Here is a 15,865-nt window from a genome sequence, read left to right on the forward strand (position 1 = left end):
TGGGAGACGTTTTTTTTGAATCGTGTCCGCTATGACCGGCGAACTGTTTGCCGACCCTTCATAGAGCCACGAGGGCGCACCCCATGCCCACCCATCTTCGACCGGCTGATAGACCTGCGAAGCCGATCCCTACTCGGATCGATGTGCCGACGCGCCGCTTTGCCTACGTGTTGCACCGTGCCGATGCGATGCTCATGAACCCTGCTCTCGCTAGCCATCCGCAGCGCGTTGCGGTAGCTGGCGACATTCCGGCAGGAGTGGAGTTGCTGTTGAGAGACGTTCGGGTCGCCACTGCTGATGGGGCTCAAACCGTTGGTGATGTCATCATGGCTGGCCGCGCCGACGCGGCGCTCCCCGATCCGGTCGATCTGGCGGAATTGCGCGAGGCGATCGCCCTCGGGCGTGAACGCGGTGCGCAATACCTCGGCCTGTCCGCGGTAGCGGCCGACGCTTCGCGGGATGGGCAGGATTTGCACTGCGCCGATCAACGGACTTGCACCGGGGGCGCCCTCACCGCAGGTGCCACCCACTACGCGTTAGATCAGGCCATGGCTCGTCTCGCACGCCCCTACCCCCGTTCGACCTTGGCGGTTCTCGGCGCCACCACCACGGTCGGTCGAACGGTGGCGGCCCTACTCGGAGAGCGCGTCGAGCGCTTGGTGTTGATCGGCGACGCGCACTACGGTGAGGTGATCGGCCGTCAGTCCCTACTTAGCGCAGCCGCTCGTGTGTGTCGGCACCTGGCCCTCGGTGCCGGCGAGGGTCCCCTCGCGCGGCGCCTGCAAGAGCTGGCGATGCGTCAGACCCTCCTCGACAACAGCCGGGAGCTGGCCGAATGCGCGATCCGCGAAGGCCTGCTCGTGGTGACGGCGGACCGTCGCCACCTGCGTCTTGCCGATATTGCGGTGATCAGCGGAGGCGTGCGCAGCTTGAACAGCGAGTGCCTGCCCCAGGCGGGGTTGATCTGCGATCTACGTCGTCCGCGTGCGATCAGCCGACGCTTGGCATGGGATCGGCCAGACCTGCTGGTCATCGATCCGGTTAGCTTTGACCTAGACGGTGCCGAGGGGCCGAAGGGGTTGTTCGGTACCCGCGGCCTGCCCGCATCGTTGGTGGAGACACTGGTGGCTTCGCTAGGTGCGTCCCTGCCCCCGGGGTACCGCGCTGCCGCTGTACACGAGCCCTGGCACGCCAGCTGTCTGCTCATGGCGGAGGCCGGTCGCCTAGGATTCCGCCCCAGTCCTGTGTGCAGCTTCCAGACGCGCGTCGAAGAGGCCCGATGGGCCGGGCTCGCCAAGCTTCGCTCGCTGCCCCGGCGCCTTAGCTGACGGCTCTTGGGATCGCCCTCAAACGACGGCGACGGCGCGGAATGACTCCTCGTCCAGTTCCCCTTCTGACTTAGCCACGGTAACCGCCACCGCCGCGTCGCCGGTGATGTTTACCACCGTTCGCGCCATGTCCAAGATCCTGTCAAAGGGCAGGATGAAGCCAACGATCAATGCCGTCTGCGCGTCCGTCACGCCGAAGGTCGAGAGCACCGTGGCCGCCAGAAATAGCGAGGCTGAGGGCACTCCGGCCGTGCCGATGGAAACCAGAGTGACCGTCAAGGCAATCAATAGGTAGTCTGTGAAGGCGAGGTCGATGCCGAATACCTGAGCCGCGAAGGTCGCGATAATCCCCTGGTACAAGGCGGTGCCGTCCATATTGATGGTGGAGCCGAGTGGCAGTATGGACGAGGCAACCGTGTTCTTCACGCCGAGGTTGCGCTCCACGCAGTTGATGGTGATCGGCAGAGTGGCGGAGCTCGAGGAGGTAGAGTAGGCCACGGCCTGTGCATCCAGCATGCCGCGGAAGAATCGCACGAGAGGCAGCCCAAGGATGCCGCGGATTAGCCCCCCATACACGAGCAGCATGTGCACCACGCAGGCGCCGTAGACCACTAGGGTCAGCACTAGCAGCTGGCGGAGGGCGTCGATGCCGAGCGTGCCCGCCACCCAGGCCACCAGGGCAAACACGCCGAAGGGCGCGAATTCCATGACGATCGTCGCCACCTTCAGGACAGTCTCGGCGGCCGCCTCGATCACATCGCCAAGGGGCTTCGCCTTCTCCCCGGTCAGCACGATGGCCACGCCCAGGATCAGCGAGAAGAAAATGATGGATAGGACATCGCCGTTGGCCAGCGCGGCGACCGGGTTACGCGGCACGATGTTGATCAAGCGTTCGCCGATCGGTGCCGCTTCCGCGAGGGTCTTGGGCACGGCACCGGAGATGTCGACACCGGCGCCGGGTTCGAAGATTACCCCGAAGGTCAGGCCGACGATGATGGCGCCGAGGGTCGTGAGCATGTAGAGCCCGATCGCTTTGGCGCCGATGCCACCCAAGCGCTTCGGGTCTCCCATGGAGATCACCCCTGCCACGATGGTGGTGAAGATGAGTGGCACCACGATCATGCGAATCAGGTTGACGAAGATGTCGCCAATCCACTTGCTCGCGATCGCCAGGTCACCAAACGCGAAGCCGACCACTACGCCGCCGACGAGGGCGATCATGACTCGCTGCCACAGTAGGGTCTTGCCGCCCCGCGCGAGCCAGTAGAGACCGGCGAAGGCGCTCGCGAGAATGACCCAATAAAGGGTGACCTGGACGGACATGGCAGCTCCTTCAGTTCCGTTAGAACCCGCTCCCTACGGCGGCAGCGCTGGGCGCAGTGTAATAGGCGCGAGCGTTGGAGGACACGCGCCTAGGCGCCGTAGCGCTCGCGTAGGGCCTCGATGTGTGGGCGAGGGCCAGCGATGCGAAGGTGCACGCCGTCGCTGGCGAAATGGCGCTCGAGGATGCGTACGCCCTCGGCACCGTTTACCTCGCGCTCGAGGGTGGCCGAGGTGTCGAAGGGTGCCCGCAAGGTGGCCTGCACCTCGGGCAACCAGGGCGTGGGTGTCGCGTTGTTCAGGGCCTCGCCCACGGCGCCAGCATAGGCGCGAGCCAGCCCTCCCGTGCCGAGCTTGATGCCGCCGAAGTAGCGCACCACTAGGGCTCCCACCTGCACCCACTCTCTGCCGCGCAACACTTGCAGTATCGGCCTGCCGGCCGTGCCGGTTGGCTCGCCATCGTCTTTGGCGAGTTCCTGTAGCTGGCCCATCTCGTTCACGTGCCGCCACGCTATCACCTGATGGTTGGCCTTTGCATGGGCTACGCGGGAAGCCGATAGAAGCTCATCGAACTGCTCAATCGGGGCGACGGTGGCGATAAAGCGAGAGCCTTTGGCCTCGAGTAGCCCCTCGCAGGGTGTGCGCAGGGTGATCATGGCGGCATCTTCGTTCAGCGGGTGCGTACTTGCCAGCCCAGGTGGACCGTTCGCGGACTTGAACTCGATGCTGCTTTGCACGCATTGTCGACGGGAGCACCGGTGCAGACCTGAGGGAGAGGAGATCAACGTGTTCGATCGGCGGGAAACTCAAACGGCTGGGTTCGATAGGGGGGGCTGGGGATGGCGCCTCGCGCTGTGGGTCGCCGTGGGCCTGGTCGGCTCGTCACACGCCCAAGCTCAGCCGGCGGCCGCCGCCGTTGATCCGGCGCGCCTTGAGGGCATCGAGTGGCGCGCCATCGGCCCTTGGCGCGGGGGGAGGGTGACGGCCGTGGCGGGGGTGCCGGGGCGCACGCGGGAGTACTTCATGGGCGCTGCTGGAGGCGGTGTCTGGCACACGGACAGCGCCGGTATCGCCTGGCGCAACGTCTCCGATGAGGATTTCGGCGTGGGCACTATCGGCGCCATCGCCGTGGCGCCTTCGGATCGCAACGTGGTTTACGTGGGTACGGGTGAGGCGCCGATTCGCGGTGTGACCACCTCCCATGGGGATGGGCTCTACCGCTCCACCGACGGCGGACGCAGCTGGTCGCACGTTGGCTTGGCAGCGACTCGCCAGATTGCCGACATCGTGGTGCACCCGAGCGATCCCGATGTGCTCTACGTGGCAGCGCAGGGTAACCCCTGGGGCGCCAGTGCGCAGCGTGGCGTGTACCGCAGCCGTGATGGTGGCGACACTTGGGAGCAGGTGCTTTCGGTGAACCCTGACACGGGCGCGACGGACCTCTCGATGGATCCGCAGAACCCACGAGTGCTGTTCGCTGCTATGTGGCACCACCGTCGCAACCCGTGGTACGTGCGTTCCGGTGGCGACGGGGGCGGCATCTACCGCAGCACCGATGGGGGTGATACTTGGACGCGCCTAGAGGGCGGACTGCCGGGTCTTATCGGCAAGGTGGGTGTAGCGGTATCACCAGCGAATTCACGACGCGTGTACGCCATCGTGGAGGCCGAGGAAGGAGGTCTCTACCGCTCGGACGACGGCGGCGATCAGTGGACCCGGCTAAACGGCGAGCGCCTGATCCAGGCGCGCGCCTGGTACTACAATCACATCGCCGCCGACCCGCAAGATGAGAACACGGTCTACGTGCTGAACGTGCGCATGTTCAAGTCGATCGACGGCGGGCACACCTTCTCCGGACTCAGCGGCCCCCACGGCGACCACCACGATTTGTGGATCAACCCCGACGATCCGCGCAACATGATCAATGCCAACGATGGCGGCGCAACGGTGACCTTCGACGCAGGCAGCACCTGGTCTACGCTCAACAATCAGCCAACGGCTCAGTTCTACCGCGTCTCCACCGACGATCGCTTTCCCTTCTGGATCTACGGTGGCCAGCAGGACAACACGACCGTCGCCATCGCGAGCCAGACCCTGGACGGCGGTATTGGTGCTGAGGACTTCCACCCCGTTGGGGGCGGGGAGAGCGCTCACGTGGCCTTCAACCCGGCCGACCCACGCCATGTCTACGCCACCACGATCAACGCCACGCTCACCGAGTACGACATGGCGACGCGCAGCCTGCGACCGATCAAGCCCTACCCAGAGTATGTGTTCGGTCGCGATGTACGTGAGCACCGCTACCGCACCAACTGGAACGCGCCCGTCGCTGTCTCGCCCCACGACCCGCACGTGCTCTACTACGGGACCCACAAGCTCTTGCGCAGCGCTGATCGTGGCGTGAGTTGGGAGGAGATCAGTCCTGATCTTACTCGGGACGACGAGTCCAAGCAGGGGCGCGGAGGTGGTCCCATCACCAACGAGCAGGCTGGAGCGGAGTTCTACAATACGATTTTCTACGTCCTGGAGTCGGTCCATCGCAAGGGTGAGCTGTGGGTCGGTTCCGACGACGGTCTGGTGCATCGTTCGCGTGACGGCGGAAAGACCTGGCGCAATCTCACGCCATCGGGTGCTCCCGAGGCGCACGTCAATGCCATCGAGATCTCGCCGCATAATGCCGATCGAATCTATTTGGCGATGACGGCTTACAAGCTGGACGATTTCTCTGCGTACATTTACGAGAGCCGAGATGGGGGGGAGCACTGGCGCCGCATCGATGGTGGCCTGCCGCCCGAGACCTTTGTGCGTGTCGTACGCGAGGATCCAAAGCGCGCAGGTCTTCTCTACGCGGGGACCGAGGCTGGAATGTTCTTCAGTCCGGACAGCGGCGCGCACTGGCAGTCACTACGCCTGAACTTGCCGCCCGTACCGATCACGGATTTGAAGATCCGCCACGATCGCTTGGTGGCGGCGACTCAGGGGCGTGGCTTCTGGATCCTCGATGACCTAAGTACCATGCGTGCAACGCTCTTGCCCCTGCGCACGCCGGTGCACGCCTACACGCCCGCCCAGGCCATCATGCTCGCGCGCGGTGGCGGGCGGCGCAGTGCCCATGAGGGAAAGAACCCAGCGGACGGCGCGGTGCTCTACTACCACCTCTCCCCGCCAAGCGAGGGCGATGGAGAGGAGGAGCTGGCGATCACGATCGAGATCGAGGAGGCCGCTAGCGGGCGCGTGGTACGCCACTACTCTTCCGCTGGCCTGGCGGACGATGAGTGCGTTAAGGGCAACGAAGATCCCCGCAGTCCGGTGAGCATCGACAATCCGAGTGCCTCGCCGGGGCTCAATCGCTGGGTGTGGGACTTCGCCGAAGATCGCCTGAACTGCGTGGAAGACGTGCGCTTATTCGCCGGTTGGGCAGGGCCGCGAGTGGCGCCTGGAGAGTACCGCGCAGTGTTCACCTACGCTGGCGAGCAAGTGAGCGTCCCCATCAGCGTGAGACCCGATCCGCGCCTGCCCTACGATGTCGAGGGACATGCGGCCAGAAGCGCCGCTTTGCGCCAAACCGTGACGTTGATGAACAGCCTCCTGGGCACCTTAGATCGGGCGCGCCATGTGCGCGAGGCGCTGACAGATGCCCGCGGGCGCTTGGACGGTCTGGGGCAAAGCGGGGCGACGCTCACGCGCCTGGCGGACGAGGCGATCGTGCGCCTGGATGCGTGGGAGCAGACTGTGACGCAGCCCTTGCACAAAACCTTCGAGGACGACATCAACTGGCCGAACATGATCGATGTGCAAGTGCGCCATTTAATCGATGCCATCGATTCAGCTGGCACGCCGGTGACAGTCGGCGCCAAGCGCCGTCTGTCCGATCTGGAGCAAGTGTGGGCGGGGCGCATCGACGCGTTGGCGGCGATTCACGACGAGTACCTGGCGCCGTTCAACTCAGGTATGCGTGAGCGCGGTGAGCCGTACGTGGAAGCGGTGTTGCAGCCCTAGCGATCGATGGCGGACGTTGATGTGGTGAAGAAGTCGGCCGTCGAGGCAGCTCATCCTTTCGATAGGTTGACGCCTAGCTTCATCCTCGACGCCCTCGAAGCGCAGGGCCTAGCTTGCGACGGCCGCCTGCTCGCTCTGAACAGCTACGAGAACCGCGTCTACCAGGCGGGCCTCGATGAGGCGGAGCCGGTGATAGTCAAGTTCTATCGACCCGGGCGTTGGAGCGCGGAGCAGATACAGGAGGAGATCGACTTCACCTGCGAGCTCGATGAGCTTGAGTGTCCGGTAGTAGCGCCCTTGTTCGATGGCGATGATGAGGCGCTGTTCGAACACGCGGGCTTTTTCTACACGATTTCGCCCCGTCGCGGCGGTCGGGCACCGGAGCTTGATGACCTGAGCAACCTCGAGGTCTTCGGACGTACCCTTGGGCGCATGCACCAGGCGGGCGCGGCGGAGGATTTCGAGCATCGTCCGGTGCTCGATGCTCAGGGTTTCGGCCACGACAGCGTCGAGTTTCTCCTCGCCAGCGAGATGGTGCCCCCAGAGCTACAGGAGGCTTGGGAGGCTGTCGCTCGCCAGGTGTTGCTGGAAGTGGACGCGCACATGGACTTCGTGCCAGCGAGTCGATGGATTCGCTGCCATGGTGATTGCCACGCTGGCAACGTGCTGTGGCGCGAGTACACGCCCTGGTTCGTGGACTTCGACGACGCGCGGACCGCGCCTCGCATCCAAGACCTGTGGATGTTGCTCTCTGGCGATCGCGATCGCCAGCAAGCCCAGCTAGCAAAACTGATCGCAGGCTACCGTGAATTCTGCGATTTCGATAGTACGGAGTTGAATCTCATCGAGTCGCTGAGATCCCTGCGTATGCTTCATCACAGCGCCTGGCTAGCCCGGCGTTGGGATGATCCGGCCTTCCCTCCCGCCTTTCCTTGGTTTGGCACCCAGCGCTACTGGGAGCAGCAAATTCTCGAGCTGAAGGAGCAGTTGGCTGCGATGCGTGAGCCGCCGCTGGAGCTGCTCTGAGCGCCAGGGGCGCATCGACGGGGGCTCGGCGGTTCACGCTGACCTGTGCCCGGCACCTGCCGTCCCTACTGTTGCAAGAGGTTGGCGAGTTCGGCTTCGAGCAGGTGCAGGAGCGCGCAGGCGCGGTGATTGCCAGCGGTGAGTTGGAAGCTGCCTACCGTGCCTGCCTGTGGTCGCGCACGGCCGGGCGCGTCCTGATGGAGCTCGGTGCCGGTTCGGCCGCAGATGGTGACGCGCTCTACGCGACGGTGCGCGAGATCGACTGGAGCGAGCACCTGGGACCGAAGCAGACTCTCTCCGTAGCCGCCACCCTGCAGCGTGCACGCATCCGTCATAGCCACTTCGCCGCCCAGCGAGTAAAGGACGCCATCGTCGACCAATGGCGCGAGCGTAGCGGCGAGCGCCCCGACGTGCAGCCGACGCGCCCCGACGTGCCCCTGCACGTGCTGGTTCGCGGCGAGCAGGCGGTGATCTCCGTCGACCTGTCCGGAGAACCCTTGCATCGGCGCGGCTACCGGTTGGAGCAGGGGGCGGCACCGCTGCGAGAGACCCTCGCCGCGGCGTTGCTGATGCGTGCCGGATGGCCGCAGATCGCTGCTGCTGGCGGCGCATTCGTCGACCCGATGTGCGGCGCGGGCACGCTACTCATTGAGGCGGCGTGGATAGCCGGTGATGTTGCGCCTGGTCTGCCGGCTCGCCGCTACTGGGGCTTTGACGGCTGGCTCGGACACGACCGGGAGCTTTGGGAGCGCTTGCTGGAACAGGCAAGCTCGCGCGCAAGCGCTGCTCGAGATCGCTTGGCGACGGGGCGCGTACGGGGATTCGATGCCGACGGCAAGGTCTTGCGTATCGCCCAGGGCAACCTTGTGCGTGCAGGCCTGGGCGATCACGTGCCGCTAAGTCGTCGCGAGATTGCGGATGATGGGTCGCTCTCGGATCTGCCGGCTAAGGGGCTAGTGCTCGCGAATCCGCCCTACGGTGAAAGGTTGGGTGAACAGCGCGAGCTTGCGGCGCTGTACGCGAGTCTCGGTCAGCACCTGCGTCGCCACTACCGGGCGGGTTGGGCTGGCGCCGTGTTCACGGGCAATCCACCCCTTGGTCGCGAGCTCGGCCTGCGAGCCACTCGCACGCACCGCTTCATGAACGGTCCTATCGACTGTCGCTTGCTGCAGTTCGACCTCGGGCAGGTGAGCCGACCGGTCTCGGACAAGCGCGAGCGGGGGCCTTCCGATCTATCCGCCGGCGGCCGTGAGCTGGCAAACCGCCTGGCCAAGAACCTGCGCAACCTCTCGCGCTGGCGGCGCCGAGAGAGTGTGACGTGCTATCGCCTCTACGATGGCGACCTGCCGGAGTACCGTTTCGCGATCGACCTCTACGAGACCGTGCAAGGACAACTGCACGCGCACGTGCAAGAGTACGCTGCGCCCGCCAAGATCGATCAGGCACGCGCCCGCGAACGGGTGCGTGATGCCTTAGGGGCCGTGCGCGAGGCGCTTTCCCTGTCGCCGACGCAGGTGCACCTCAAACGGCGCCAGCGCCAACGCGGCAGTACCCAATATGCCCGTCAGGCAGATCGCAACGATCGCCTCGAGGTGAGCGAACACGGTTATCGCCTTGAGGTGAATCTGGATGATTACCTAGATACGGGCCTGTTCTTGGATCATCGGCCCCTGCGGCGCTGGGTGATGGAGCAAGCTGACGGCGCGGACTTTCTAAATCTCTTCGCGTACACGGGGGCGGTGACCGTCGCAGCTGCAGCAGGCGGCGCCCGTGCCACCACCAGCGTCGATCTCTCCGCGACCTATCTCGATTGGGCGCAGCGCAATCTCGCCATGAACGTCCCTGAAGGCCCTTGGTCGAAGGCGGCTCATCAGTTCATCAGAGCTGATGTGATGGGATGGCTGGCGCAGCGCTGGGAGGGGCCGCAGGCGCGCTACGATGTAATCTTCGTCGACCCGCCGAGCTTTTCCACATCCAAGCGCGTGGAGGGCACCTTTGATGTGCAGCGTGATCACGTTGACCTGCTGCTGCGAGCCCTGCGCTTGTTGAAAGCGGGTGGGACTCTACTGTTTTCGAACAACTTGCGCGGTTTCAAGTTCGATCAGGCCGCGCTGCTGGCGCGGGCGGGTGTGATAGCGATCGACGATCTCACCCGGGACAGCATCCCGCTGGACTTTGCGCGCAACCCGCGCATCCACCATTGCTGGCGTCTGCGCCGCACTTAAGCAGCTCTAGAGATTGAGTTCGCGCAGCATCTCGCGCTTGAGAGTGCGGGGGACATCGTCGAGGTCATCGATGAACTCGCGCGTGGCATCCGCGTCGAGGTTGCTCAGCAACACCACCGTGCGATCGCCTTCGTCTTCGCCGCGGGCGTGTATGCGCACAGCCCCGTTCTCAGCGTTGCGGGCGTTTCGGCTGGGGTTGCCAAAGCTGATGTGAACGCTGTCCTCGCCGTCGCCATCGGCGTGGATCTCGATACCGTGTTCGCCGATGGAGATGTAGGCCGTGCCGCCGCCATCACCGGTATCCTCCGCAACGATGGTGACCTGCTCCGATCCCTCTGAGTCGATATCGACGAGGTTTACGCCATTGTCATCGGCGAGTCGGCGGATGCGACGCGACGCGCGCTCGACGTCTCGGCCCTGCAGCAGTCGGGCGTCGTCGTCCATGCCCTCGACGCCGGTGGCGGTGTCGCGATCGAGGCGAATGACGATGATCTGCTCATCGTGGTCGTCATCGCTAAACAGCGCCACGTCGAAGGTGCCCTGTTGCGAGTGACGTGCGCCGGCGGTGATGGGGGCGCTAGCAATGGCGAAGATGGAAAAGCCGAGCAGCAGGGCTGCGGCGGTAGGATGGGTACGGCTCATGACTGGGTCCCTCGATCACTCCAACGGGTCGACGAGCCCCGCCCCGGTCTGATGCCGGAGCAAGGGTGTGTTTTCTCGTTGGATGCGCCTTGGGCCCGGTTGGTTTGCCTCGGTGTCGGCGCGGGGGCGTCAGCCCCTCTTCTTGCCGCCATCGCCCTCGCCGCTGGGCACGGCGAAGCGATCGTTGAGGGTCTCGATGAAGCGCCCGGCGTTGGCGAGTACCGTGTCGAGCTTGCGTCGCGTCAGCGGGCCCCACCCGGTCGGCTGATCCGCCACGGCCAGCATCCAGCCGGAGGTGTTCTTGCGGATGGCGTTCAAGATCCAGTCGCGATGCGTGTTGCCTTCGAGCTTCGCGCCGAAGTGCTTTACGGTCTGCCCGCTGGCGGCCCGTCTCAACACCAGGTGCAGATACGCGATAAGGGCGATCAGTACGGCCAGTAACACCCAGTTGATGAACGGGAACTGCTCGGCGAGGCCCGTCCAGGGCGGAGTAAAGGAGAACCCCTCCCACATCCCGAAGGCTACGCTGGTGCCGAGGGCGACCAAGAGCAGCGCGCCCATCGCCGCGGCATCGAGGATCAGCGAGCGTCGCTTCCACCAGCGGCGTGCCTCGCGCACGGTCGGCATCATGTCGTCGCGCACGGCCCGCGCCGTGCGTTCCAGGGCGCCGGTCACGCGGTAGGCGCGCTCTACTTCCACCCGGTCCAGACGCATGTTGATCTCGTCAGCGTCTACCTTGCGCTTTGCCTCGAAGCGGGCGGCTAGCGCTTCGTCTTCGATAGGCAGGGCGGAAGCGACGTCGTAGATGCGGTAGAAGCGGCCCGCTGTCAGGCCCTGGCTGGCCAGGGCACGCTGCCAGGCGGCGAAGACCTCCTCTGGGTTGTCCTCGCGAGCCGTAGCGTCTACCTGGTTGAGGATGTACATGAACTTGTTGAAGTCCGGCCGATCCTTCACGTCGCCTACCAGGTGCTTGAGCGTTTGCTGCATGGCGCCCGGTTCAGGGTGACGCGCGTCGAAGAACACCAGCACCAGGTCTGCCAGGTCGATAATGTGCTCGATGATGGCGAGCGTCGCGGCGCGTTGTTCGTCCGAGTCGAAGCCCGGGGAGTCGATCAGAATCTTGCCGCGGATCGCCTCTGAGTTGCAGGCCTTTAGCTGCAGGAAGGCGTCCATGCGTTCGGCGTCGCCGTCGGATACCTCTTCGATCTGATGACTGATCTTGTAGAAGGGGAAGCGAGGGTCGCTGTCCAATGCTAGGCCTGGCAGCACCTGGGGCTGCTCGTTGGGGCCGTAGCAAACCACCGTGAACTTGTCGTCGACCGCTTGGTTGCCCGTCAGCTGTAAACGCTGGCCCAGGTAGGAGTTTACGAATGTTGACTTACCCGCGGAGAAAGTGCCGAGCAGGGCGACCACCGGGAACCACGACACCTGCGAGGCCAGGGATTCGTTGGGCTCGGTCAGGCCGAGGCGATGAGTTACCTGATCGAGCTGGCGAAAGGCCTTTACGACCTCGAGAAGTACGGGGTTCTCCCGCTGTAGATGCGTTTCCAGACGGTGCAGGCGCTCTTCCAGACTGGAGAGTTGCAGTTGGGACATGAACAAGCTCCGCGGCGTGGCACACGTAATGGCGGTCAATCGTGCCAGCAGGCGAGTGTGGTTACCAGCGAATGGGGGGCCGGTGAGTGCGGTCTAGGCGGCGCATGTTGCGATCCAGCGGAGTCCGCTCAAGCCTCGGATGGACCCTCGGCCGTGAAGCGGCCACGGTGGAAGAGCAGGGGCTTGCCGGCGCTCTCCTTCATCGCCAAGACCTCTCCGAGCAGGATCACGTGGTCACCGCCATCGTGGGCTTGGCGCGTGGCGCACTGAAGCTGTCCGATGCAGTTGGCGAGCAAGGGCACGCCGGCGATACCGTCGATGACTCCGCCTAGGTCTGTGAACTTGTCCGTCCGCTTGCTGGCGAAATGGGTAGCAAGCGCTTGCTGTTTCTCGCTCAGCACGTTGACAGCGAAATGGCTGGCGTTGCGGTACGCCTGCAGGGCGGCAGACTCCCGGCCTAGGCACCAAAGGATCAGCGGTGGCGACAGGGACACGCTGGTGAAGCTGTTGACGGTGATGCCGATGGGGTCGCCAGCCTCGTCGCGGGTGGTGACCACCGTGACGCCGGTGGCGAAGGTGCCGAGCACATCGCGCAAGCGCCGACGTTCGGCATCGTTGGAAAGATCGAGGGTCATGTCGTGGTTCAAGTGGCCTGGGGGAGCGACGGAGCCGCCGCTGCAGTGCATGATATCAGGTCAATTCGTGGCGACGGGGCCGGGGCCGGTAGCATACCGGGGGCTCGTCGCACCGCGACACTTCAAGATCGGAGTCGCCTGACGTTGACCGGAGAGTCTCGCCGTCGCCTGGCTGCCGCCATCGGTCCCGGGGTGTTGTTCGCTGGCACCGCCATCGGCGTTTCGCATCTTGTGCAGTCAACTCGCGCTGGCGCGGTCCACGGCCTCGGCTTCGTGCTGATCATCGTGCTTGTGCACGCCTTGAAGTACCCGGCTTTTCGCTTCGCGCCCCATTTCGTCGCAGCCACCGGTGAGTCGCTGCTACACGGCTACCGGCGCCGCGGGCGCGCCATCTTGGTGCTCTACTTCCTTACCTTTCTCCCCACCCTATGCACTGTCATGGCTGCCTTGGGCATCACCCTAGCCGGCCTTGCAGGGGTCACCTTCCAGGTGACGATGACGCCGCCGGTGCTGGCGAGCCTGCTGGTGGTGGCGGCAGTCGTACTCACCCTCGCCGGGGGCTTCGCGCTGCTCGACCGCCTGACCAAGGTGTTCGTGGCCTTCTTGACCCTAGCGACGCTCGCGGCCACGGTGCTGGTCCTGCCGCGTATCGACTGGCAATGGGCAAGCCTTGCGCCCCCTGCGCTCGACGGGGCTACGCTCGCCTTTCTGATCGCGCTGGCTGGGTTTATGCCAGCGGGACTGGATCTCTCCGTCATGCACAGCTTGTGGAGCGTGGCTCGAGCCCGTCAAACGGGCCTTCGCGCACCCATCGCCGAGGCCATGGTCGACTTCAACATCGGCTACGTGGCCTCGATCGTGCTGGCTCTTTGCTTCGTACTCATGGGCGCAGGTGTGATGCACCAAGAAGGTGTGGTGCCGGAAGCTGGCGCCGCGGCCTTCGCCGCGCAGGTGGTAAGTCTCTACGAGCAGACCCTTGGGGCCTGGAGCGGCGCCCTGGTTGGTGCCAGCGCCTTTGCGGTGCTGCTGACCACGCTGCTGGCCATCACCGATGGGTTTCCGCGGGTGGTCGCCGCCGTGCTGGCGCAGGTGTCATCGCCGACGCCCGGGTCCGCGCGAGGGGGGCGCCGCGACCCCGCGTACGTAGGCGTCATGCTCGCCATGGCCGCGGTGGCGGTGCTCATGCTGCACTTCGCCTTGAGTAGCTTTCGAGCCTTTATCGACCTGGTCACCACCGTTGGGTTCATCACCAGTCCGATCATTGCGTTACTCAACCACTTGGCGGTGACGGGGCCGGACGTACCCCAGGCACTTCGCCCGGGGATCTGGCTACGGCGATGGAGTCTGCTGGGGGTGCTGGTGCTGTTCGCCGTCGCCATCGCCTACGGGGTGATGTCTTGGCTCACGGCCTCATCATCGTAGTAGGCGAGGAGTAGGTCGCGTAGGCGCTCGAAGGCTGCCGCCGCCTCCTGCATGGTCTCCTCGAGAGTGAGGGTTTGGTTCGGTTGCAGGCCAGCCGCGTAGTTGGTGATGAGGCTGATCCCCGCGATTCGAACGCCTAGGTGCCGCGCAGTGATAGCCTCCGGTACCGTGGACATACCGACCGCGTCGGCGCCTAGGCGGCCCAGCATGCGGATCTCGGCCGGCGTCTCGAAGCTCGGCCCGGTGACCTGAACGTAGACCCCGCGTCGCAAGGATACCCCACTGCGCTCGCTCGCCCGTTGCAGATGCTCCCCTAGCGCGGGGTCCCAGGCGCGGCTCATGTCTGGGAATCGAGGGCCTATGTTCTCGTCGTTGTCGCCGATAAGGGGATTGCGACCGGTGAGGTTGATGTGATCATCGATGCGCATGAGGTCGCCGGGTGTGAGCTGCGGATGAATGCCGCCAGCGGCATTGGTCATCATCAAGCGTTTGACGCCGAGCGCGTGGAGCGTGCGCACTGGGAGGGCGATCTGGGCCGCGCTGTAGCCCTCGTAGTAGTGCATCCTCCCCTGCATGCACAGGAGCGATCGGCCGTTTGGTAGCTCGCCGAGAAGTAGGCGCCCACGGTGACCGCTCACGGTCGATCGCGGGAAGTGGGGTATCTGCTCATAAGCGATCTCTGCGCGCAGGCGGAGCGTCTCTGCGAAGCGCCCGAGCCCGCTGCCGAGGATGATGGCGTCTTCGCCGAGGGGGGCCCTACCGACGAAGCGTCTGATGGCCTGGGCGGCGTGCTGGTGTTCGCTCATCACGTGGGGGTCCTGACAGTGCGGTATGCAGTTGTAGGTGATGGCACCACTAGGGGGCGCGTTCTTAGCGCTCTTCACTGCGAAGTAGCTTGTCGACCTCCGGCGCCCGGTATTGGCGTATGCGCTTGAGCAAGGACGTTGCGTCATCTTCGATGATCAGCATCTCGCGGTGCTGAGCGCGCAGAAAGCCCTCCTCAACCATGTTGTCAATGAAGCGATGGAGGGCCTTCCAGTAGCCGTCGATCTCCAGCAGAGCCACGGGTTTGGCGTGGTAGCCAAGTTGGGCCCAAGTCCAGACTTCGAAGACCTCCTCCATGGTGCCGATGCCGCCGGGCAGGGCTACGAACGCGTCTGAGAGCTCGGCCATGAGCGCCTTTCGCTCGTGCATCGTGCCGACGACGCGAAGGTCCGTTTGATGGTGGGCGACTTCCACCGACATCATGGCTTTGGGGATCACGCCGATCACCTCGCCACCCTCGGCCAAGGCTCCATCCGCCACGGCTCCCATCACGCCGATCCTAGCACCGCCATACACAACACCGATGCCGGCCTTCGCGAGCATCCCGCCGAGGACACGGCCCGCCTCACGGTAGCGTGCATGGCGCCCGTCACTCGATCCGCAAAACACGCAGATACGCATACGATTCCTTTCCTTCCAGTCTTCGGGCATCGTTCGAAACTCACGCAGTTTCAGTCTATTATCTCGCCGTCGGGCGCGTCTGGGGAGGCGCCCGCCGGCGTATGGGGGAATTGACGGTCGCAGGTGTCAATGGCGCGTATCGAAACCGATGGCGAGCCATACCCGAAACCTTCTGCTGACAGCAGCTCGGCCTGCTCGCCAGGGCGAAGGGCGGCGCGCAGCCGCG

General features: G+C 64.8%; 12 protein-coding genes. 5 read left to right on the plus strand and 7 right to left on the minus strand.

The genetic code is table 11. The features are described 5' to 3' along the window. The first annotated feature begins 83 nt into the window (after positions 1 to 83). Positions 84 to 1,328, plus strand: a complete 1,245-nt coding sequence (locus tag AAGA68_01685; protein MEM9383744.1) for a hypothetical protein — start codon at positions 84 to 86, stop codon at positions 1,326 to 1,328. Between the two features lie 18 nt (positions 1,329 to 1,346). Here AAGA68_01685 and AAGA68_01690 read toward each other — a convergent pair whose 3' ends face one another. Both AAGA68_01690 and AAGA68_01695 read right to left on the minus strand, forming a co-directional pair. Then, positions 1,347 to 2,651, minus strand: a complete 1,305-nt coding sequence (locus AAGA68_01690) for a dicarboxylate/amino acid:cation symporter (protein MEM9383745.1) — start codon at positions 2,649 to 2,651, stop codon at positions 1,347 to 1,349. Positions 2,652 to 2,740: 89 nt separating this feature from the next. Further along, positions 2,741 to 3,385: a YigZ family protein gene (locus AAGA68_01695; GenBank protein ID MEM9383746.1), complete on the minus strand. Its 645-nt coding sequence runs from the start codon at positions 3,383 to 3,385 to the stop codon at positions 2,741 to 2,743. A 49-nt stretch (positions 3,386 to 3,434) separates the two neighbouring features. Between AAGA68_01695 and AAGA68_01700 the strand changes: the two genes are divergently transcribed. From AAGA68_01700 to rlmKL, 3 genes are read left to right on the plus strand one after another with little or no spacing between them, the layout of a single operon-like run. After that, positions 3,435 to 6,647 carry a glycosyl hydrolase gene (locus AAGA68_01700; protein MEM9383747.1) on the plus strand — a complete coding sequence of 1,071 codons (3,213 nt, stop codon included), beginning with the start codon at positions 3,435 to 3,437 and terminating at the stop codon, positions 6,645 to 6,647. 6 nt (positions 6,648 to 6,653) lie between these two features. After that, a complete protein-coding gene (locus AAGA68_01705; GenBank protein ID MEM9383748.1) occupies positions 6,654 to 7,673 on the plus strand; it encodes a serine/threonine protein kinase in 1,020 nt (339 codons plus the stop codon). A 38-nt stretch (positions 7,674 to 7,711) separates the two neighbouring features. After that, entirely contained in the window at positions 7,712 to 9,898 is a 2,187-nt protein-coding gene (gene rlmKL, locus AAGA68_01710; GenBank protein MEM9383749.1) for a bifunctional 23S rRNA (guanine(2069)-N(7))-methyltransferase RlmK/23S rRNA (guanine(2445)-N(2))-methyltransferase RlmL, read from the plus strand. 6 nt (positions 9,899 to 9,904) lie between these two features. On the opposite strand, the gene AAGA68_01715 is transcribed toward rlmKL, so the two are convergent. From AAGA68_01715 to AAGA68_01725, 3 genes are all read right to left on the minus strand, one after another. Continuing rightward, positions 9,905 to 10,540 carry a hypothetical protein gene (locus AAGA68_01715; protein ID MEM9383750.1) on the minus strand — a complete coding sequence of 212 codons (636 nt, stop codon included), beginning with the start codon at positions 10,538 to 10,540 and terminating at the stop codon, positions 9,905 to 9,907. Between the two features lie 129 nt (positions 10,541 to 10,669). Beyond that, complete coding sequence (locus AAGA68_01720; protein MEM9383751.1) at positions 10,670 to 12,136, minus strand: dynamin family protein; 1,467 nt, start codon at positions 12,134 to 12,136, stop codon at positions 10,670 to 10,672. 128 nt (positions 12,137 to 12,264) lie between these two features. Continuing rightward, positions 12,265 to 12,771 (minus strand): flavin reductase family protein, encoded by a 507-nt coding sequence (locus AAGA68_01725; protein ID MEM9383752.1) that lies wholly within the window; start codon positions 12,769 to 12,771, stop codon positions 12,265 to 12,267. A gap of 144 nt (positions 12,772 to 12,915) precedes the next feature. Here AAGA68_01725 and AAGA68_01730 point away from each other — a divergent pair, with 144 nt between their 5' ends. Then, positions 12,916 to 14,193 (plus strand): divalent metal cation transporter, encoded by a 1,278-nt coding sequence (locus AAGA68_01730; protein MEM9383753.1) that lies wholly within the window; start codon positions 12,916 to 12,918, stop codon positions 14,191 to 14,193. Here the strand turns inward: AAGA68_01730 and AAGA68_01735 are convergent. Both AAGA68_01735 and AAGA68_01740 read right to left on the minus strand, forming a co-directional pair. Next, a complete protein-coding gene (locus AAGA68_01735; GenBank protein ID MEM9383754.1) occupies positions 14,154 to 14,999 on the minus strand; it encodes a purine-nucleoside phosphorylase in 846 nt (281 codons plus the stop codon). The two genes, AAGA68_01730 and AAGA68_01735, sit on opposite strands and share 40 nt — an antisense overlap. A 64-nt stretch (positions 15,000 to 15,063) precedes the next feature. Further along, the gene (locus tag AAGA68_01740) at positions 15,064 to 15,639 is read right to left on the minus strand and encodes a TIGR00730 family Rossman fold protein (GenBank protein MEM9383755.1); all 576 of its coding nucleotides are present in this window, start codon (positions 15,637 to 15,639) and stop codon (positions 15,064 to 15,066) included. Between the last annotated feature and the right edge of the window lie 226 nt (positions 15,640 to 15,865).

The organism is Pseudomonadota bacterium, from assembly GCA_039193195.1.
In the GTDB taxonomy this organism is placed as follows: Bacteria; Pseudomonadota; Gammaproteobacteria; order Steroidobacterales; family JBCBZW01; genus JBCBZW01.

Excerpts from the sequence above, each read along its gene's own strand:
- AAGA68_01705 (MEM9383748.1), top strand. The coding sequence starts at position 6,654 with ATGGCGGACGTTGATGTGGTGAAGAAGTCGGCCGTCGAGGCAGCTCAT.
- AAGA68_01715 (MEM9383750.1), bottom strand. The coding sequence starts at position 10,540 with ATGAGCCGTACCCATCCTACCGCCGCAGCCCTGCTGCTCGGCTTTTCC.
- AAGA68_01690 (MEM9383745.1), bottom strand. The coding sequence starts at position 2,651 with ATGTCCGTCCAGGTCACCCTTTATTGGGTCATTCTCGCGAGCGCCTTC.
- AAGA68_01740 (MEM9383755.1), bottom strand. The coding sequence starts at position 15,639 with ATGCGTATCTGCGTGTTTTGCGGATCGAGTGACGGGCGCCATGCACGC.
- AAGA68_01725 (MEM9383752.1), bottom strand. The coding sequence starts at position 12,771 with ATGACCCTCGATCTTTCCAACGATGCCGAACGTCGGCGCTTGCGCGAT.
- AAGA68_01735 (MEM9383754.1), bottom strand. The coding sequence starts at position 14,999 with ATGAGCGAACACCAGCACGCCGCCCAGGCCATCAGACGCTTCGTCGGT.
- AAGA68_01685 (MEM9383744.1), top strand. The coding sequence starts at position 84 with ATGCCCACCCATCTTCGACCGGCTGATAGACCTGCGAAGCCGATCCCT.
- AAGA68_01720 (MEM9383751.1), bottom strand. The coding sequence starts at position 12,136 with ATGTCCCAACTGCAACTCTCCAGTCTGGAAGAGCGCCTGCACCGTCTG.